The organism is Alicyclobacillus sacchari (assembly GCF_004366795.1).
Classification (GTDB): domain Bacteria; phylum Bacillota; class Bacilli; order Alicyclobacillales; family Alicyclobacillaceae; genus Alicyclobacillus; species Alicyclobacillus sacchari.
The window spans coordinates 158,715-177,911 of sequence record NZ_SORF01000002.1 but is presented as its reverse complement, the minus strand read 5'-3'; the positions used below and the strand labels follow the sequence as shown (position 1 = coordinate 177,911).

The 19,197-nt window shown below is 56.5% G+C and carries 18 protein-coding genes; 6 read left to right on the top strand and 12 right to left on the bottom strand.

Going from position 1 to position 19,197, the window contains the following annotated elements:
• Genes C7445_RS03035 through C7445_RS03025 form a run of 3 tightly spaced genes read right to left on the bottom strand, consistent with a single transcriptional unit; the run spans position 1 to position 5,766 of the window.
• The gene (locus tag C7445_RS03035; protein ID WP_134158562.1) at positions 1-1,185 is read right to left on the bottom strand and encodes a thiolase family protein; all 1,185 of its coding nucleotides are present in this window, start codon (positions 1,183-1,185) and stop codon (positions 1-3) included.
• Positions 1,186-1,207: 22 nt separating this feature from the next.
• The gene (locus C7445_RS03030) at positions 1,208-3,601 is read right to left on the bottom strand and encodes a 3-hydroxyacyl-CoA dehydrogenase/enoyl-CoA hydratase family protein (RefSeq protein WP_134158561.1); all 2,394 of its coding nucleotides are present in this window, start codon (positions 3,599-3,601) and stop codon (positions 1,208-1,210) included.
• The gene (locus C7445_RS03025; RefSeq protein WP_134158560.1) at positions 3,598-5,766 is read right to left on the bottom strand and encodes a (Fe-S)-binding protein; all 2,169 of its coding nucleotides are present in this window, start codon (positions 5,764-5,766) and stop codon (positions 3,598-3,600) included. The genes C7445_RS03030 and C7445_RS03025 overlap by 4 nt, the downstream gene beginning before the upstream one ends.
• A gap of 194 nt (positions 5,767-5,960) precedes the next feature.
• Between C7445_RS03025 and C7445_RS03020 the strand changes: the two genes are divergently transcribed.
• Genes C7445_RS03020 through C7445_RS03010 form a run of 3 tightly spaced genes read left to right on the top strand, consistent with a single transcriptional unit; the run spans position 5,961 to position 8,368 of the window.
• On the top strand, positions 5,961-6,557 hold the full coding sequence (locus C7445_RS03020; protein ID WP_134158559.1) for a TetR/AcrR family transcriptional regulator: 597 nt from the start codon (positions 5,961-5,963) through the stop codon (positions 6,555-6,557).
• 26 nt (positions 6,558-6,583) lie between these two features.
• Complete coding sequence (locus C7445_RS03015) at positions 6,584-7,357, top strand: electron transfer flavoprotein subunit beta/FixA family protein (RefSeq protein WP_134158558.1); 774 nt, start codon at positions 6,584-6,586, stop codon at positions 7,355-7,357.
• A 24-nt stretch (positions 7,358-7,381) separates the two neighbouring features.
• Positions 7,382-8,368, top strand: coding sequence for an electron transfer flavoprotein subunit alpha/FixB family protein (locus tag C7445_RS03010; protein WP_134158557.1), 987 nt, complete (start codon positions 7,382-7,384; stop codon positions 8,366-8,368).
• A gap of 256 nt (positions 8,369-8,624) precedes the next feature.
• On the opposite strand, the gene C7445_RS03005 is transcribed toward C7445_RS03010, so the two are convergent.
• The 5 genes from C7445_RS03005 to C7445_RS02985 are packed head-to-tail and all read right to left on the bottom strand — an operon-like array spanning position 8,625 to position 10,589.
• A complete protein-coding gene (locus C7445_RS03005; RefSeq protein WP_134158702.1) occupies positions 8,625-9,131 on the bottom strand; it encodes a hypothetical protein in 507 nt (168 codons plus the stop codon).
• Complete coding sequence (locus tag C7445_RS03000; protein ID WP_134158556.1) at positions 9,131-9,379, bottom strand: hypothetical protein; 249 nt, start codon at positions 9,377-9,379, stop codon at positions 9,131-9,133. The genes C7445_RS03005 and C7445_RS03000 overlap by 1 nt, the downstream gene beginning before the upstream one ends.
• A 19-nt stretch (positions 9,380-9,398) precedes the next feature.
• Positions 9,399-9,893 (bottom strand): Hsp20/alpha crystallin family protein, encoded by a 495-nt coding sequence (locus C7445_RS02995; RefSeq protein WP_134158555.1) that lies wholly within the window; start codon positions 9,891-9,893, stop codon positions 9,399-9,401.
• Between the two features lie 42 nt (positions 9,894-9,935).
• A complete protein-coding gene (locus tag C7445_RS02990) occupies positions 9,936-10,205 on the bottom strand; it encodes a hypothetical protein (RefSeq protein ID WP_134158554.1) in 270 nt (89 codons plus the stop codon).
• Between the two features lie 30 nt (positions 10,206-10,235).
• Entirely contained in the window at positions 10,236-10,589 is a 354-nt protein-coding gene (locus C7445_RS02985) for a hypothetical protein (RefSeq protein ID WP_134158553.1), read from the bottom strand.
• Between the two features lie 136 nt (positions 10,590-10,725).
• Here C7445_RS02985 and C7445_RS02980 point away from each other — a divergent pair, with 136 nt between their 5' ends.
• The 3 genes from C7445_RS02980 to C7445_RS02970 all read left to right on the top strand — a co-directional run bounded on the left by C7445_RS02980 (position 10,726) and on the right by C7445_RS02970 (position 11,608).
• Positions 10,726-10,977, top strand: a complete 252-nt coding sequence (locus C7445_RS02980) for a hypothetical protein (protein WP_134158552.1) — start codon at positions 10,726-10,728, stop codon at positions 10,975-10,977.
• Positions 10,978-10,982: 5 nt separating this feature from the next.
• Positions 10,983-11,231 (top strand): hypothetical protein, encoded by a 249-nt coding sequence (locus tag C7445_RS02975; protein WP_134158551.1) that lies wholly within the window; start codon positions 10,983-10,985, stop codon positions 11,229-11,231.
• A gap of 77 nt (positions 11,232-11,308) precedes the next feature.
• Positions 11,309-11,608, top strand: coding sequence for a Dabb family protein (locus C7445_RS02970; RefSeq protein ID WP_134158550.1), 300 nt, complete (start codon positions 11,309-11,311; stop codon positions 11,606-11,608).
• Between the two features lie 33 nt (positions 11,609-11,641).
• Here the strand turns inward: C7445_RS02970 and C7445_RS02965 are convergent, their stop codons facing one another.
• The 4 genes from C7445_RS02965 to metH form a co-directional block, all read right to left on the bottom strand.
• Positions 11,642-12,643 carry a GGDEF domain-containing protein gene (locus C7445_RS02965; RefSeq protein ID WP_134158549.1) on the bottom strand — a complete coding sequence of 334 codons (1,002 nt, stop codon included), beginning with the start codon at positions 12,641-12,643 and terminating at the stop codon, positions 11,642-11,644.
• Between the two features lie 184 nt (positions 12,644-12,827).
• Positions 12,828-13,430, bottom strand: coding sequence for a TlpA family protein disulfide reductase (locus tag C7445_RS02960; protein ID WP_134158548.1), 603 nt, complete (start codon positions 13,428-13,430; stop codon positions 12,828-12,830).
• Between the two features lie 135 nt (positions 13,431-13,565).
• Positions 13,566-15,512 carry a bifunctional homocysteine S-methyltransferase/methylenetetrahydrofolate reductase gene (locus C7445_RS02955; RefSeq protein WP_243834906.1) on the bottom strand — a complete coding sequence of 649 codons (1,947 nt, stop codon included), beginning with the start codon at positions 15,510-15,512 and terminating at the stop codon, positions 13,566-13,568.
• A 14-nt stretch (positions 15,513-15,526) separates the two neighbouring features.
• On the bottom strand, positions 15,527-18,970 hold the full coding sequence (gene metH, locus C7445_RS02950; protein ID WP_134158701.1) for a methionine synthase: 3,444 nt from the start codon (positions 18,968-18,970) through the stop codon (positions 15,527-15,529).
• Between the last annotated feature and the right edge of the window lie 227 nt (positions 18,971-19,197).

Genomic DNA, 19,197 nt, shown 5'->3' with positions numbered 1-19,197 from the left:
TTACTCGGGGTGTACCTCGAATACGCCGGCCGCGCCCATGCCGCCGCCAATACACATCGACACGACGCCATAGCCGCCACCGCGCCGGCGCAGTTCGTGAACGAGCGTCGCTGTCAGTTTCGCGCCCGTGCAGCCAAGTGGATGTCCCAGCGCGATCGCGCCGCCGTTGACATTCACTTTTGCAGGATCGATTTCAAGCGCACGCATGACTTGCACACATTGCGCAGCGAATGCCTCGTTAATTTCGAAGAGATCGACATCGGCGAGCGAGATCCCGGCAATTTTCAATGCCTTCGGTATGGCGCCCACAGGGCCAATTCCCATGACCGCTGGGTCGCAACCGGTCACCGCAAAGCTGCGGAATGTCGCGAGCGGCTTCAACCCGAGTGCCTGTGCGCGCTCGGCGCTCATGATGACAGCCGCGGCCGCGCCATCGCTCATCTGCGACGAGTTGCCCGCGGTCACACTGCCGCCGCGTGCAAAGGCCGGCCGCAACGATGCCAGGGCCTCTGGCGACGTGTCCTTGCGTACGCCCTCATCTTGTGTGACATGGACGTCGCGCGACCATGGGCGACCTGCATCGTCGATGCCATACACTTTTGTGTCGACCGGTGCGATTTCATCCTCGAACTTGCCAGCCTGCTGTGCAGCATACGCCTTTTGGTGACTCTGATAGGCAAACTCGTCTTGATCGTCGCGGCTGACCCCGAAGCGGCGAGCGACGTTTTCCGCCGTATGACCCATCGCAATGTATACGTCAGGCATCTCAGCAAGAATGCCAGGGTGCGGTGCCGGCTTGAATCCGGTCATCGGGACATGACTCATGCTCTCTACACCGCCGCCAATGGCGACTTCTGCATGGCCAAGCATGACTCTTTCTGCCGCCTGGGCAATGGCCTGCAACCCGGAAGAGCAGAAGCGATTGACGGTTACCGCAGGCACAGACTGTGGCAAACCGCTGTACAGGGAAATGATGCGCGCGACATTGAGGCCTTGCTCGCCCTCTGGCATCGCGCAGCCGATCACGACATCCTCGACCTCTGCCGGATCGAGCCCGGGCGCCCGCGACAACGCAGCCTGAATGGCCACTTTGCCTAAGTCTTCAACGCGCGTGTGCGCGAACAGACCGCGCTTCGCCTTGCCAACCGGCGTTCTCGCAACGGAAACAATCACTGCTTCCCGCATATCTGTCACTCTCCTTTTGTCATCAGTTGCGCAGCGGCTTCCCCTTCGCGAGCATGTACTGCATGCGCTCCTGGGTTTTTGGCTCACCACACAGGCTGACAAACGCTTCGCGCTCGAGATCGAGCAAATACGATTCGCTGACGAGTGAGCCTGCCGGCACGTCCCCGCCTGCCAACACATGCGCCAACTTGTTTACGATGAGCAAATCGTGATCGGACATGTAACCGCTTTGCCACATGCCACGAGCCGCCATTTGCAACACCGCTTTGCCGTCGACACCAGCCACGCGAATGCGTGCGTCGCGCGCAGGAGGCGTATAACCCAATTCCGCCATGCGGAGAACCTCTGCTTTGGCCGCGGAAATTCGCAGGTCATCGTTGACAATCACCCGATCCGTCGCACGCAGCCAACCCATAGCCAAGGCGTCGTCACCGCTGGTTGAGACTTTGGCCGTGCCAATGGTCTGGAACATCCGCGCGAGATGCGGCGCCAAATCCTCATCTGCGGCGACCGACTCGGACAGGCGAAGGGCCGTTTCTTTGCACCCACCCCCTGCTGGGATAAGGCCAACACCCACTTCGACGAGCCCGAAATATGTCTCAGCGGACGGAAGCACGCGAGACGAAGCGAGACAAACTTCGACGCCGCCGCCAAGGGTCATCCGATGCGGCGCCGCGACGACAGGAACCGCCGAATAGCGAAGCGTCAGCATCGCCTTGTGGAACATGCGCACAGACAGGTCGATTTCGTCCCAGTCGCCTTCTTGCGCGGCCATCAGCATCAACATCAAATTGGCGCCAACGCAGAAGTTGCGTCCCTCATTGGCAATCACCATGCCTCGAAAATCCCGTTCGACAATGCCGACACTTTGCTCGATCATCGCCAAAATATCCGGGCCAATCGCGTTGTTCTGCGAGTGAAACTCGAGACATGCCACACCGTCACCAAGGTCGACGAGGCTCGCGCCAGTGTTCTGCTGAATCACGCGCCCAGCCTGTTTGCACGCCGCGAGATCGATGACACCGGCAGGCACTTGTACAGGTTTCGCCGCACCGGCAACAGGCATATAGACGGTGCCTTCGCGCTCTTCGTAGAACGCCGTGTGCCCCGCGGCGATCCATGCATCGACCCAAGCAGGCAGTGTCAATCCGTCTGCCCGCATCCGTTCAGCCGCAGGGATAAGGCCGATTGCATCCCACAACTCAAACGGCCCGAGATCCCAATTGAAGCCCCAACGCATCGCGGCATCCACGTCCTGCGGCGAATCGGCAATTTCACCCATTTTCTCGGCGGAGTAGACCAACACCCGCTTGACGATATCCCACGCCAGTTGTGCGTACTTGTCTTTGCCTGCAAGTATTGCCTGGGCCTTTGCCTTACCGCCTTTGGCTGCCTTTGCCGCATCGAGCGACACCGACTTGACCTTCACCTGATCGCGATATTCCATGGTCGCCAGGTCCAGCGATAAGATGCGACTCGATCCGCCTTCTTTCACCTTCTTGTAGAAGCCTTGCCCCGACTTCTCGCCCAGCCAACCGCGCTCTACCATCGTGCGGATCGCGTCTGGTACGACAAACGCCTGTTGCTCTACCGGATCCGAGACGTGAGCGTGGACGTTGTACGCCACATGGACAAACGTGTCGATACCGACCAAATCGAGCGTCCGGAAGGTCGCGCTGCGCGGACGGCCAAGTGCTGGCCCCGTCACGGCATCCACTTCCTCGATAGAGAAGCCACCCTTTTGCATTTCTTCGAATGTTACCAGCAATCCGTATGTGCCAATCCGGTTGGCGATAAAGTTCGGCGTGTCTTTCGCGATCACGACGCCCTTGCCGAGCCGCCGGGTCGCAAAATCAGCCATAAAGTCCACGAGTTCTGGTTCCGTGTCGGCGCCCGGAATCACCTCGAGCAGCTTCATATACCGCGGTGGGTTAAAGAAGTGCGTTCCAAGGAAGCTTCGCCGGAACGCTTCACTGCGACCAGCGACCATCTCGTTGATCGAGATGCCCGACGTGTTGGAACTGACAATCGTGCCAGGTCGCCAATATTGCTCGATACGCTCAAGCAACTGCCGCTTTGGCTCAAGGCTTTCGACAATTACCTCGATGACCCAATCGACCTCCGCAATTTTGTGGAGATCATCCTCCAGGTTGCCTGGTTGAATACGTTGTGCGAACTCCGCGCGATAGAGCGGAGCCGGGCTCGCTTTATGCAATCTTGCGATGGCCTGTGTCGCCAAGCGATTGCGCACGGCTGGATGGTCGAGCGTCAAGCCGCGACGCTTCTCTTCCTCCGTGAGCGAAGTCGGAACCAAGTCCAGCAACAAACACGGAATTCCGACGTTGGCCAAGTGTGCCGCGATTGCGGCACCCATTACGCCAGAGCCGATCACGGCAGCTTTGCGAATGTGTCTCATCGAGCTCCTACCTCCTCGTCTTCCTTGTTCTGCCGGACATCCTCAGCAAATACGGATGCGGCCAGAAGTTCTGCGACGTCGCGCGCCTTCACGGTGTCATCTGTCTCGGTGAGCTTCGTCCCGTCTTCCATCATGGTCAAGCAGTACGGGCAAGCACTTCCGATGACAGTTGGATGGACCGACAGGGCCTGTTGCGTGCGAGCTAAATTGATTCGCTTGCCCTTGGTCTCCTCCATCCACATGCGGCCGCCACCGGCGCCGCAGCACATTGCATTCTCACGGTTGCGTTCCATCTCGACCAACTCGACACCGGGAATGGCTTCTAAAATCTCCCGCGGCGCATCGAACACACCATTATAGCGGCCGAGGTAGCAGGCGTCATGATAGACCACCCGCTCTTGCAAGCGATGCGTCGGACGCAACTTCCCTTGTTTGACTAATTCGGCAAGCAATTGCGTATGGTGGTAAACTTCAACTCCCTCCATCCCGAATTCGGGATACTCGTTTTTCAAAGTGTTAAATGTGTGTGGGCATGCGGTGACAATCTTGCGCACGCCATATTGTTGAAACGTCGCGATGTTTTCCATGGCAAGCTGCTGAAACAGCATTTCGTTGCCAAGGCGTCGCGGCGTATCACCCGAACCGTTTTCTTCGTCACCCAAGATGGCGAAGTTGACACCAGCTTCGTGTAACAGGCGCACAAAGGCATGCGTAACCTTGCGCACGCGGCGATCGTATGAGCCCATCGAGCCGACGAACAGAAGGTATTCAAAATCTGGATTCTCATGGACCGTCGGCACGGGAACATCGAGCCCATTCGTCCAATGGCTGCGCTCATTGCGACTCAGCCCCCAGGGATTCCCCTGACGCTCGATGTTTTGCATCGCGCGCTTTGCCTCGTTTGGCATGCTTCCTTCCATCAAAACTAGATATCGGCGCAGGTCGATAATCTTGTCGACGTGTTCGTTGTCGACTGGACATTGATCCTCGCAATTTCGGCATGTCGTGCAAGCCCAAATCTCATCTTCGGTAATGACGTCGCCAATGAGGCTCAACGCGGAAACATCTGCTTCCTGCAACGCCCAGGCTTCCTTTTGCCAGTGAAGCGTGGGCTCGATGTCGACCAAGGCATCGCTTGGGAAATCGATATCCTCGCCACCTGCAGCCATTTTGTGTGCCGAACCATCGTGCTGCGGCAGCAGATAGGCTGGCTCATACGCCTTCGTATGGGTTGCAGCGGCGCCCTTTTCAAGCAAGTGATCGCGCATCTTGACGATCAGGTGCATAGGCGACAGCGGTTTCCCTGTGTTGGATGCCGGACAGACATTGGTGCAACGCCCGCACTCGACACAGGCGAAGAAGTCGAGCATCTGCTTGCGATTGAAATCTTCAATTTGACCAACGCCAAACGACTCCGCATTTTCGTCTTCGAGATCGAGCGAACGCAGACGCCCAGGCGGATGTTTGCGTCGCAACAGGACGTTGATGGGCGCAACCATCAGGTGAAAATGCTTAGACTGCGGAACATAAATCAGGAATGTCAAAAGAATACAGAGATGCAACCACCAGAACACGTAGAAGCAAGTTTCCGCCGCCGTCGTACCGATTCCAGAAAAAGCACTCGCCAACAGCGACGAGATGGGGCCATACCAAGAAGCAGCTTCATGATGCCAGACGCGCTCAAATGATAGGTCGAGTAGAACGCAGACCATCAAACCTGCGATGAGAAGCAACACGATGCTTGGCTTAAAACCGCGCTTCAGTCGCTTCAAGCGTTCTCCGTAACGGCGATAAGCCGCATAGCCGGTTGCGATCAGGATGAGAATCGCGACACATTCCTGGCAGAACGAGAACGATTCGTAAGCGGGATACGGAATGTGTTCTCCCCTGGTGAGTCCCTTCGCGATGAGATCCAGCGCACCAAACTGAAGAATGATGAAGCCATAAAACATAACAAAGTGCATCGTTCCGCTTTTCGCGTCTTTAAACAACTTCTTTTGACCAAATACCTGCGCGACAAAGCCGCCCATACCCGAGCGCGCGTCGATGGCCACCGGTTTGCCCAGCGACAAGTATTGATAGCGTCGGTAGACAACGATGCCAAACAAGTACAATGCGTAGGCCACAACCAACGCGAAAGCGATATCATTGACAGCTATCATCATGTCCATCACATCCTTCCTCGAAAAAGCCTGTACATCCATGCCACAAAGGACTTGTCCGCAATCGCTTTCAGCGCTAAGACAAAGCACTGTTTGCGGGAATTGACATTCACGTCCGCGGCATTTACTATGAGGGTACAAAAATGAATGAGCATTCATTCATTCTTTGACAAAGATATTAGCACCGAGGTGAATGCATGACAAGTGGATTGGCAGAGAAAAAACGCGAAAAGTACGATGCCATCCTCAGTGCGGCCTTGAAAATCTTTGCCGAATACGGTTATTTTGGCTCTCAGGTTTCCAAAATCGCACGCGAGGCAGGCGTGGCTGACGGCACTATCTATTTGTACTTCAAGAGCAAAGAAGACATTCTGGTGTCGCTGTTTCGTGAAAAGCTGGGCAACCTGGTGCGAATGTTTCACGAACACATCCACGAAGACGATCGCGCCGACGACGCCATCCGTAAAATCTGCGAGCTGCACTTCACAGAACTTGAAAAGAATGTCGATCTCGCGAAGGTGACGCAGCTTGAACTGCGTCAGAGTTCCTTGGATTTGCACCGAGAAATTAGCAACGCACTCAAGCCATATATTCAATTGATTGAAGATGTCTTGGTGCGCGGGATCGAACAAGGCGTCTTTCGGCCTGATTTGGACGTCAAGCTGACACGCCTGTTGTTGTTCGGCGCGATGGACGAGGTCGTCTCATCGTGGCTGATTTCTGGCCGACGCTACTCGTTGTCAGACCAAGTCGAAAAGACGGTCGATTTCTTCTTGCGGGGCCTGCGCGCCTAGCACCTATTGCGAAAGGGGATTTCAACATGCACGTCATCGTATTGATGAAACAGACATTTGACACGGAAGAGCGAATCCGTCTGGTCGATGGCAAGATCGCTGAAGACGGTGTGAAGTGGATTATCAATCCTTACGACGAATATGCGGTGGAGGAAGCAGTCCGCCTTAAGGAACAACAGGACGCGTCCGTCACCGTCGTCAGCGTGGGCAACGACGATGTCGCGCAGGCATTGCGCACGGCACTTGCGATGGGCGCTGACGAAGCCGTGCTGATCGATGGTACCGAGCTTCAAGATGAACGCGCGATCGCGAAAGCTATCAGTGCGTATCTCGCCAAGACCCAATTCGACGTCCTGTTGGCAGGTAACTTTTCCATCGACAACGGCGCCGGCCAGGTCGCCATCCGCGTCGCGCACCAGCTCGGACTGCCGCATGTCGCTGCCATCACGCAGTTGACGATCGACGGAGGCAAAGCAACATGTGTGCGCGAGGTGGATGGCGACGTACAGACCGTAGAAGCGCAATTGCCGGCCCTCTTCACGGCACAACAAGGGCTGAACGAACCGCGCTACCCATCGCTGCCGGGTATCATGAAAGCCAAAAAGAAACCGCTCACAAACGTCACTTTGGCCGATCTCGGCCTTTCCCCGGACGACGTTGCACCGCGTGTTGCGCGTACCGATCTCTCCTTGCCCCCGAAGCGCCAGGCAGGACAACGCCTGAGTGGAGATGTCGAAGCGCAAGCCGAACAACTCGCAGACATCATTTTGCAAGCCACCGGCCAGGCCGGCGCTCGCTGAATCATCGACAGGAGGAGAACAGCCATGGGAAAAACAGTGCTTGTCATCGCAGAGCAAAAGGATCAAAAGCTACGCCAGGTATCACTTGAAGCTCTGGCGGCAGCCAGGCAACTTGCCGGCGACGGCGGCAACATCGTCTCCGTGCTGGTTGGCGGCCATGTCGATGCCGCAGCGGAGCAACTCGCGGACCATGACCAATCGCAAGTCGTGTGTGTCGCCGCAGATACACTTGCCTCGTACGACGCAGAGCGCTACTTCGCCGCGGTCCAACCTGTCGTCGACGAGGTCAAGCCGGATGTCGTGATACTTGGCCATACGGCCAGCGGCCGCGACCTCGCGCCCAAAATCGCCTGCCATCTCGATGCTGGTCAGGTTTCCGACGTCGTCGCAATCGAGGGAACTGGCGCAGAAGTTACCTTCAAGCGTCCGATCTACGCTGGCAAGGCGTTTGAAACGAAGCGTTTTCTCGCCGGGCCTTGGGTCGTGACCATCCGTCCGAACAACCTCCAGGCCGATGCCAAAACTGGTGCAGCGGCACCCATTGTCAAACGCCCATACGCCGATCCTGCCCCCATCCGCACACAGGTGGTCAACGTGCAGAGCAAGAGCGGTGACACGCGAGACCTCACGGAGGCGAAAGTGGTCGTCTCTGGTGGCCGCGGCGTGCGCAGTGCGGAAGGCTTTGCGCCGCTCGCTGAACTGGCTGAATTGCTTGACGGGGCCTTGGGTGCTTCGCGCGCTGCCTGCGATGCAGGCTACTGTGACTATAGCCTGCAAATCGGCCAGACCGGCAAGGTGGTCACGCCGGACGTGTATATCGCGTGCGGTATCAGCGGTGCCATACAGCACCTGGCCGGCATGAGCCAATCGAAGTTGATCATCGCCATCAACAAGGACGGCGAAGCGCCGATTTTCGACATCGCTGACTATGGCGTAGTCGGCGACTTGTTCGAAATCATCCCCAAACTCACGGCGAAGCTGCGGGAAAAGATCGCTGCGGTTCGCTCCTAAATAACTTCTTTTCACAGCCGCCACTGTGCCGTTGGATGACGGCACAGTGGCCTATCCTCCACCGTCGTGTGGCCGATGGTGTTTCTCACAACTCTGGCACCGACGCTCTGTTCCCCATCTCACCCGCGTGCGTTCGCATGCATACCAAAAAGGGCTATCCCAAAGTCACCCACATGACAACGGGATAGCCCTTGCTTCTGCGATTCAACATAACATGCTTGAACCTTCCTTTCCTGTCGTAGCTGGACAGGTGGCGCTAATCCGCGCGCGAGAACAGTCCCGTCTTGACATCGTCATCGCGGATGAAGGCGTCGATGACATCGGTGTCAAAGTTGATGTTGACATTGCAGACTTCCTCGTTGTGATCGCCATACACGTCTCCTGTGGCCTTGTTCGTCTTCTGATGTTGATCCCATCCCGTAATCCGGCTGTCGCCGACAAAAACACCGGCATTCTGCTGCATGCTGCTGATGTTCATTCCTTGAAAAGCGACGTGCGTTTCCATTGGAGCCGCATGGTGCTCTGCCAACACATGCACATCGCGATCGTCAATCGGCGTATCGATGGCGTCCGCGTCATTGAGCAAGGTCTTATTGTATGCGATCACGCTGTGCGATCCCAGATCGCCAAAACCCGTGTTCGATTTACTATGTGCACTCAGACCATAGACGATATTCTGGCCACCGACGTTAACGGCCGACGAACTTTGCACAGAGTCAATCTGCAATTGCACAGGCAGCCAGGTCGTTCTCGGCGTCGTCATCACAACTGCACACTCCAACTCGGTTTGACATCTTGGTCCATGATCACGCCGTCGATCAACTCCAGACCGTCGAAATTGAAATTCAATCCGGCGATGAGCGCATTTCCGGCACCAAACACGGCACCATGGCCGCTGTTCGACTTCGCATGTGCGTCCCAGCCGGTGATGTTGGTTTCGCCGATGAAGACGCCCGCATTCTGCTGCGGCGTATTCGTGTAAATGGCGCCGAATGAAATCAGTGTCGGCACGCGCCTCGACCCCTTCCCCTTATTCGTCGCCCGAAAAATCGATTTCAATTGCGTCGGTCGGCTGCTCGCGCACCTGATCCTTTTGCAGATAGACGACCAAGAGACCGCTGCGGTACAGCGCCTTGGTCGAATCGGGCAACACGCGTTCAGGCAACTCGATCTCGCGGTCGAACGCGCCATGAAAAACTTCGGACATCAATTTTTGTTCGTGCGTGCCAGAGAAGTAGTTGGGCACCGTGCCCCGTACGCGCAAAAAGCGCGATCGAACGGTTAGTGCCACGTCAGATGCCGATTTTAAGCCTGGCAGCGCAATCGCAGCGATAAGTTCCGTGCTGCGGTTGTACAAATCAATTGCCGGAAACTCGGACGCCGATCGTTCCTCTTGAAAAAAGGGCATGCTCTGCATGTTTGGCAGCGGCAAGTTCTTAAAAAAATCCTGCCCTAAAAACTTCCGCATGTCTCCTAAATCACCAAGCTGGTTGATAAAATCAAACGGATTGTTAGACTTGTTCAAGCTCGACGCCTCCGAATCGCAGCCATGGCCACAGATACCACCCTAGCGCCCCCGTAGCCAACTGGACAACCATGATGGCCGCGCATGTTCTGGCAACACCGCAAGGTCCAGCCCATCCGGATCGTTCTGGAGCGTTCGATTCCCTTGAATGGAGGAGCGCTCCCCGTACACATTGCCAAAGCCCTGATTATGCTTCGAGTGGCTCTGGAAGCCTGAGGCCCAGGTGTTGCCCATATTGAGACAGGACGCACCCGAAATCTGATGAATCTGGATGCTGCCAATAATGAATGTCGGTGACAGCGCGTTGCTCACGTGTTCCCCTCCCTGCCGAAAAATTCGAACTCACGTATCGCTCGCCGTATCTGGGGTCACATCTGTCAGCGATACGCGGAATCCCGTCCCCGTCTGCGCGATCCCGCTTGGAGAGGAAGGTTGCTTCTTCTTTCCATGCGAACTCGGACTCCCCACGCCAAAGTTGTTTCCGAAATTGAGCGTCCCACTCAGTTCGTCAATGTCGAAACTGTCCACGCGAAACAGCAATTCTTGAAGCGCAACCTGGTCGACGTGCAGATGCTGTACCGTCACCTGTACTGTATGTTTCGAATGTTCGTCCAAGGCATCACGCACGGCTTGCACAAGTTCTTCGAGCCTTGCCGCGATCTCGCGTTCGCGTCTATGCCTGCGAAAACCCAGCATTGCACTTCCTCCTACGGGCGCTTGACCTCGGTTCATATATATGTACGAGCTGCGCTTTTACGCCTGCACGCGGCGATGTGCAGTTCTGCACGTTCGCGTGCGCGCATAGAATCGGCCAGAAGATGGAGGTGGGATCGTGCCCACATGGATTCTCATAGACAGGATCGATTACCATTCAGCGCAGCAAAATGCCGGGCTATTTGTCGGCATCACGGCGCACGGAGGATTCGACGCCAATATGAAAATCGACCGCGGACGCGCCAGCGTATACGGATTTTGCAACCTCTACCCCAATGGGTACGCTGCGAATCTAAGTGGATGGGCGTGGATGGACGGAGCGATTGACGATGGCGACGTAAAACCAACCATATCTGTGCATAAGGGGTGACTGACATGCCAACATGGATCATCGGCAGGCACATCGCAACCAACGTCCCGCAGCAAAACGCTGGCGTATGGGTCGGAGCACATACGTTTGGCGGTTTTGACGCGAGCACCAAGACAAATCAGGGACAGGCCCCCATCTATGGGTTTGCCAACTGGCTCCCGGCACAGCGGACCATCAATGTCGATCAAAAAAGTGTATATAACGGAGTCATCGACGATGGTGATGAAAAAGGAGCGTTTCGCTTCGGACCCTAATCTCCCAAACGTGATTTCGGGCTTACGGCCGATCGGTGGTACACTGGAGGGGACCATGGAAGTGGAGGTATCCCTGCATGTACGAACATATGGTGTTGTTTCGATTCGCATCTGAACCGACGCAAGAACAATTGAACACGCTATACGGTATGGCTCATCGTTTTCCCGAACACATCCCGGGTATTGTGGACATCGCCATCGGCCGCGACACAACAGGGCGTAACCAAGGGTTCCAAGTGGGATTAACTGTGCGTTTCGTCGACCGCGCGGCGCTTGATGCTTACGGACCTCACCCGAAGCACCAGGAGTTAGTCCAGTATAGCCTGGAAATGGGGAGAACAGACATCATCGTCGTCGACTTTCCCATTGAAAGCTGAAGGCAGCAGCATGCCGCAGGCGGAGGATGCCATCTACCGATGCATCGCCGCCTGCTTTCGTGCACGTTTGTTTGCATACAGCCGTTCGTCTGCTTTTGCATAGCACGCCTCAAACGTCGTGCCATCTATCCCCCACTCGGCTCCGCCCACCGAGATAGCATAGAGTCCGTTGGCACGATTGGCGACCGCGCTTTGAATCTGCAACATGAACTCGTGCCAGTGCCAATTCGATTGACACAGGACGATAAACTCGTCGCCCCCCAGGCGGCCAATGAGGCCATGTGTCTCCACGCACGCCCTCATGGCGTGCACGATGTTGCGCAACACGCGATCACCGGTTGGATGGCCATACGTATCGTTGATCTCTTTAAAGTTGTCAACGTCGACCAACCCGAGGATGACATGTTGCCTGTCTTGCAGACGCGAGCGGCTATTGATAAAGTGTCCGATCCGGCTTTCGATGCCGCGCCGATTCCAAGCGCCCGTTAGCAAATCGCGTTGACTGGCATGTTCGGCGATACGTAAAGCCATGATCATGTCAAGTGCCAACGACACCTGCGCAGCACAGGCGTCGACGAGCGCATTGCTCATTTCTGCTGTAATCCGATTCGCAGGCCGTGTGCGTGCAACGATTATGGCGCCACGAACTTCTTCGCGCGAATAGATGGGCCATACACCAAGCTCCAGCAACCCGTGACCACGTACAAGCTCGACCAGTGATAGATTGGGTATGTCCTCCGCCAGAAGCCAACGCTCCGTAGGAACGTCAAGTGTAAGGCTCGTTTCGAAGAGTGATCGAAGTCCACTGACAAAGCGGGCGTCATCCTGAAACGCCCCCCATGGAGCAAAAGCCTCCGCAGGTTGCGGGACGAAGTCGGTTTCAATACCGCGCTTTCTGTAAATAAAACAGCCTGTGTCGATTTGCCCCAATGCTTGCAAGGCCTCGGCGGCAAGCCGCAACAGGTCGATCCCTCGCTGGGCTCTGCCCCACTCCCTCGTATGAGCATAAAGCCTGCGCAACAGGTTGGCTTCCATGTCTCCATCTCCCGCGATGACAAACGCCCGGTCAATGGTTCACACCACCGACTGGACGTCCTTATGCCTATGCTATGCCTACACTCAGTTGATCATATCGCTCTGCGATTTAGATAGTGGAATTCGACATGACGAAAGCCTGTTCCTGCTTGTCCTTGGACCGTTCCGAAACAGGTGCCTGTATTCATGACAAGACCTGCTTCCAAATGGCGGACGTATGCTCGCCGAAGAGGCTGAATGTCTGTCCATCCCTGCGGTAGACGAGCGTCGGATAGCCCAGTGGAGCGTACTTGTCACCGGCATCCGAAGCCAGCATGTAGTATGTCGGAAAGTTCGCTAGACGTAACTGTTGTCGTTCCGTGTGATTGATTCGAACGGCATCGGCTAATGTCGCGCCTTTCGGATACCCTACGGCAACCAAGGTCGGGGTTTGTTTGAATTGCGATATCAACTTGGTGAAAAGCTGAAGCGTTCGCTGGCAGTGAGGGCACCAGTAGGCGACAAATAGAATCGGCCCACGCGCAACGTCAAGATGTGCAGGCTTTCCGTCAGCTTGCAGAACAGGTACGTTTTCGTACAAAGAGCTTCCAACTGTCTGCGGATCGAACCGGGCATCAGGAGAGGTGACGTACTCCTGCGTCCGATTCTGAAACACAAGCGGATGAGCCTGAGCTCGCACCACCTTCGCGCCGCCTGACTGGCTTGGCTCACCTACATTCCCACAGCCAACGACCGCACCGAGCGCCAAAGCGCTGCACAGGACTGTTGTGAAACCGATCCTCCGCATGATCCGACCTCATTTCAAACAAATGTCTGTAACTTCCCCCTTACCCTAGCCGAATACCGAGACAGGTGCAACGACGCGCGGTACACAAAACGGTACGATAGGAAAGTAGGAACGACGGTCTGTCCAGGTCTACCTTCACAGTCCGCCGCGCGCCGCCGACGCCACAGCAGGGACGGTGAGCTCGCGAATGTATGCCGTCAGTCGCGCCGTGATGTCGTATTTGAGAAACGGCGTCACCAAATAAATCCCTCGATAACAACTGAGTGCACGATCCACCAACGATTTGGCAATCTCCACCCCAACCTCCTGCGCCTCTTCGGGAGCTGCCTCCCGCATACGCGACAGAATATCCGCAGGAATGGAAATCCCGGGCACCTGGTGATGAATAAATTCCGCATTACGAGCGCTGGTCAATGGCATGATACCAATCAAAATCGGGACGCCCAGATCTTGTGTAACATCCGCAATCCGCTCCATCAACGCCGGATCGTACACGGGTTGCGTCATGACGAAGTCGGCGCCCGCCTCCACCTTGCGCCGCAAACGATCGACGGCCTTCGCGAAGTTGTGGACGTGTGGGTTAAACGCGGTGCCGATGACGAACTGCGCCGGACGTTGCAGCGGTTTGCCTGAGAACCCCACGCCATCATTGAGCTTGCGCACCATTTTCGTCAAATCCATCGATGAAACGTCGTAGACGCTGGTTGCGCCGGGCAAATCGCCGTAGCGCGACGGATCGCCGGTGATCAGCAGGATGTTGCGCACGCCGAGTACATGCAGGCCCATCAAATGCGACTGCTGTCCGATGAGATTGCGATCACGGCAGGTGACGTGCACCAGTGGTTCGATACCTCGCTGTTTCAGCACACTTGCCAAAGCCATATTCGAAATGCGCACGGATCCGAGCGAATTGTCAGCCATCGTGATCATGTCCGCGCCGGCTTCGCATAGGGCCTTTGCCCCAGCCAGAAAACGTGTGGCCGATAGATGCTTTGGCGGATCGAGTTCGACAATGACCGTTGTCCTATTCCTATTCGCCAGCATGTCGACGATGGACGGCCCGAGTGGAACTTCCACAGCAACATGGTCCACCTCCGCGCGTTCATCGGCCACCACCACTTGAACGGGCAGCGGGTTTTGGTCAGGTTCTGCTGGTGTGCCTATCGCGTCCTGTGCTTGCAAAGTAAGGACCAGCTTGCGGATATGTTCGGGCGTCGTCCCACAGCAGCCACCGAGCCAACGCACCCCGAGGCGAGCGATATCTGACATGACGCGCGCAAAGTCGTCGACGTCGCCCGTATAGGCCAAGCCCTCCGATTCACTCCGATGCAAAATGCCGCCGTTGGGAACGGCTGCATAAGGTCCACCGTCAAACGCAATTTGTTCAAACGAACGGAGAATACCATACGGCCCGAGTCGACAGTTTAATCCGACGACAGACGCGCCAGCATCGCGCAATGTCGCAAATGCCTGTGTCAGCAAGACACCGTCGCGCGTGACACCGACTTCTTCAGGCGAGAGATTGGCCACAATCGGCAAATCAGGCGCGATCGAGCGCACAACCCGCAGAGCAAGTAAAAGTTCTTCAAGATCCGGGAATGTCTCAAGCACGATTCCATCGATCCCGGCCGCGATTAAGGCCTGCGCCTGTTCTTCGTACACTTGGCCGAGGCGCGAGCGCTCATCGGCCGTCAACAGGGCACCGTAGCGGGTGCCGCCGGCAGCCGGCCCCATCGTGCCGTAGACGCTTGCGCGTTGCGCCGCAGCCACACGTGCCGTGATCACAGCTTGGTGGTTGATGGCCGCAGTCTCGGCATCGAGCCCGTAACGCGCGAGATCGAGCCGATTTGCGGCAAAAGTGTTCGTCTGCACGACGGTTGCGCCAGCCTCGACATAAGCGCGGTGAACTTGCTCCACGAGCATCGGCTTCGACAAGTTCAATTCCTCTGCGCAAACGCGGATTGGCACGCCGCACTGGTGCAAATAGGTCGCCATCGCCCCGTCGAAGATCACGTAACGGCTTGCAGCCGCCGCCAACTCGCGAGGGGGGATTGACCATGTCTCCCATCCGCCTGATGGCATCCCGTTGTCTCCTTTCATCCTGCCGACGAATCGGCTTCCACATTAAAGTAGCGCGCCTCCGGATGGCTAAACACGAGCGCTGAGACAGACGCTTCTGGGTCCATCATGAAGCCGTCGGTCAAGGTCATGCCGATATCTTCCGGCTTGAGCAGCGAGAACAAAATCTGCTGCTGTTCCAGATCCGGACATGCCGGATACCCAAACGACACGCGAATGCCCTGATAGCGCGCGATAAACCGTTCACGCATCGTCATGGACAACGGATCGGGGAAACCCCACATATCGCGCAGTTGCTGGTGCAGGCGTTCGGCGAAAGCCTCCGCAAGCTCCAAGGCGATGGCCTGCAGGGCATGTGCGCGCAAGTAGCTGCCCTCCGCCTTTAAGCGCTCTGATTCGATGCGAATGGCTCCCCCTGTCGTCAACGCGAACATCGCGAGATAGTCCATGCCGCTCCCCTGCGGACGGACGAAGTCGGCCACGCACAGATACGGATCTTTAGCCTGCCGCGGAAATGCAAGGCGCGCCCGCTCCGACTTGCCATCCCGATCGAAGACGACGATTGCATCGCCATCCGCCATCACCGGCATGAACTGATAAACGGCATGTGCACGCACAAGCTGTTGCTCCTGAGCATCGCGCAAAATATCTTCCACCATTTGTAGCAGTTCGACAGCTTGCCTGTCCTTGTTCGCGATCCGCTTTTCGACATTGCCTGTTAGCCCTAGATGTTTGCCTAAGAGCATCTGTAGATTCAGGTATGGACGCAATAACTTGAGCGGATAATCGCGTAAGACGTGCCGATCTAGATCGGGTGGCACAAAAATCGGCGCATCACGGCGAATAGCGGAGCGCCTGCTCGCAGGTGCCGAAAATGAACTGCTTGCACTTATTGCCGTCGAGTCAATAAACGCCTTGCGCTCTTGGGCAACGCGAGTAATGAGCTGATCGCGTTCCGCACCTACCAACTGATTGGCGATATCAAGCCCTTCCATCGCGTCCTTCGCGTATATCACAGGACCTGCGTACTTCTCCGCGATTTTCGTCAGGGTAAACTTTTTCGTCAGCGCGGCGCCACCGACGAGCAGCGGAATGTCGATGCCGGCGTGACGAAAATCCTCCGCAGTAACGACCATCTGTTGTGCGGATTTGACAAGCAACCCAGAGAGCCCGACCATGTCCGGCTTGTGTTCGCGCACGGCCTGAATCAGCTGTTCCGGCGGGACCTTGATGCCCAAATTAATAACCTCAAAACCATTGTTGGCGAGGATGATCTCGACTAAGTTTTTGCCGATATCGTGCACGTCGCCCTTCACCGTTGCCAGCACCAGTCTCCCTTTGGCCTGGACATCCGATTTCTCCATGTGTGGCTCGAGGTACGAGACGGCGGCCTTCATCACCTCGGCACTTTGCAGCACTTCTGCCACAATCAGCTCATTATTGTTAAAGAGGCGCCCAACCTCGTTCATACCATCCATCAACGGACCATTGATGATATCGAGTGGGGCATACCGCGCAAGTGCCAAGTCGAGATCGGCAAACAAGCCGTCTTTGGAACCCTCGACAACGTAAGAAGCAATCCGCTCTTCGAGCGACAGCGACTCCTTCGCCGCCTTCGCGATCACGCGCTTCTCCCGATATTTCGCGGTGAACTCGGCAACGATCTCGTCACTCGTTGCAAACAGCAGTCTATCGCATAACTCGCGCTCATCTTCTGGAATCGAAGCGTACCGTTCCAAGCGTTCGCTGTTGACAATGGCGTATCCCAAGCCGGCGCGCGTACAGTGATATAAGAACGCGGCATTGAGCACCTCGCGTCCGGCCGGGGGCAAACCGAACGACACGTTGCTAATCCCCAAGATGGTCGGACACTCGGGCAATTGCTCCCGCAACATGCGAATCGCTTCCACTGTCTCCTGCGCCGAACCAATATACTTTTCGTCTCCCGTCCCGACCGGAAACGTCAGCGGATCGATCAAAATATCCTGCTTGCGCAGTCCATAGCGTTCCGTGAGGATCGAAACCGCCCGCTTGGCAATCTCGACTTTGCGTTCGCGCGTGACAGCCATGCCGCTTTCGTCGATCGTGCCGACGACGAGCGCCGCGCCGTAGGCGCGCGCCAACTCCGCATAGCGCGCCAATCTTGGTTCGCCGTCTTCCAAATTGGTCGAATTGATGATGGCCTTGCCCTGAATATGTTTCAAGGCGCTTTCGACGACAGCCGGATCGGTCGAATCGATCATGATAGGCACCTTCACTTTGCGCACGGCGAGGGGGATAAGCCGCAACATATCCGCCATCTCGTCGCGATCCGGATCCGCCAAACAGATATCGACCACCTGCGCGCCGGATCGCACCTGCGCGCGCGCGATCTCGGCCGCGGCGTCGTAATCGCCATCCGCGATGAGCCTGCGAAACTTGCGCGACCCAATGACGTTGGTTCGCTCCCCGACGATGACGGGTCGGGCGTCGTCTTGAAGCAGCAACGCCTCCATCCCGGCGACTGCGTGAACGTGCATAGGTACGGCTTGGCGCGGGCTAAGTCCTGACAATTGCCTGCGCAATTCCCGAATGTGATCCGGTGTCGTACCGCAACAACCACCTGCCATGTTCAACCAGCCTTCGTGGGCGAAATCGGCCATCTTCTTTGCAAACGCAAACGGCGTCTCCAAGTAGCGGCCCTCTTCGTCCGGCAGACCAGCGTTCGGATGGCAACTGACGGCGCACGCCGCGAGTCCCGCGAGCGCCCGCATGTGATCGCGCATCAACTCAGGTCCCGTTGCGCAATTCATCCCGATGGCAAACGGACGCAAGTGCTCAACCGACAAATAAAATGCCTCAATGTTCTGGCCAGCCAGCGTCGTCCCCATCGCTTCGATGGTACCGCTGACCATGACCGGAATGGCTCGCTTCAACTCGCGAGCGGCCAGTTCGATGGCACGACCAGCAGCCTTGACATTGAGCATGTCCTGCGACGTTTCGATCATCAAAAAGTCACAGCCGCCCGCCATCAATCCCAAGGCCTGTACGCGGTAACTCTCGACCAGTTCGTCGAACGTCGCACCGCCAGTCACCGAAAGACTCTTCGTCGTCGGTCCCATCGATCCGGCGACAAAGCGCGGCCAATCGGCGGTCGCCCATGCGTCCGCTGCCTCGCGTGCCAGCTGAGCGGACCTCTTGCTGATGGCATACGCTTGCTCCGCAAGCCCGTATTCGGACAACACCAGTGGTGTACTTCCGAACGAATTGGTCTCAATGACGTCTGCCCCAGCTTCCAGATACGCCAGATGAATGCCGCGAATGAGATCAGGGCGTGTGATATTTAAATATTCATTACATCCATCGTAGGCCGCGCCTCCGAAGTCGTCAGGATGCAAGTTTGCCTGTTGAATCATGGTTCCCATGGCGCCATCCAAAATGACGATTCTCTCCGCTAACACCCGTTCGATCTCGAATGTCATGTCTTCTCCACTCACATTCTCGTGCAACGATTTTCGATATTGTAGCATAACTTCAGAACTTCAGACACGAGTTTTCCAGGTAGTATCCAATGCGCGACGAGGATGCAAAGCGCACAGATTGACGTATATCCGCAGTGTGTTAGACTAAACATGAAAGAGAGCCGGAGGCGGGCACCTCCGGCTCGGGCACCGACGCCTTTGGGTGTCGTCCCTGCCCAATCCGTATA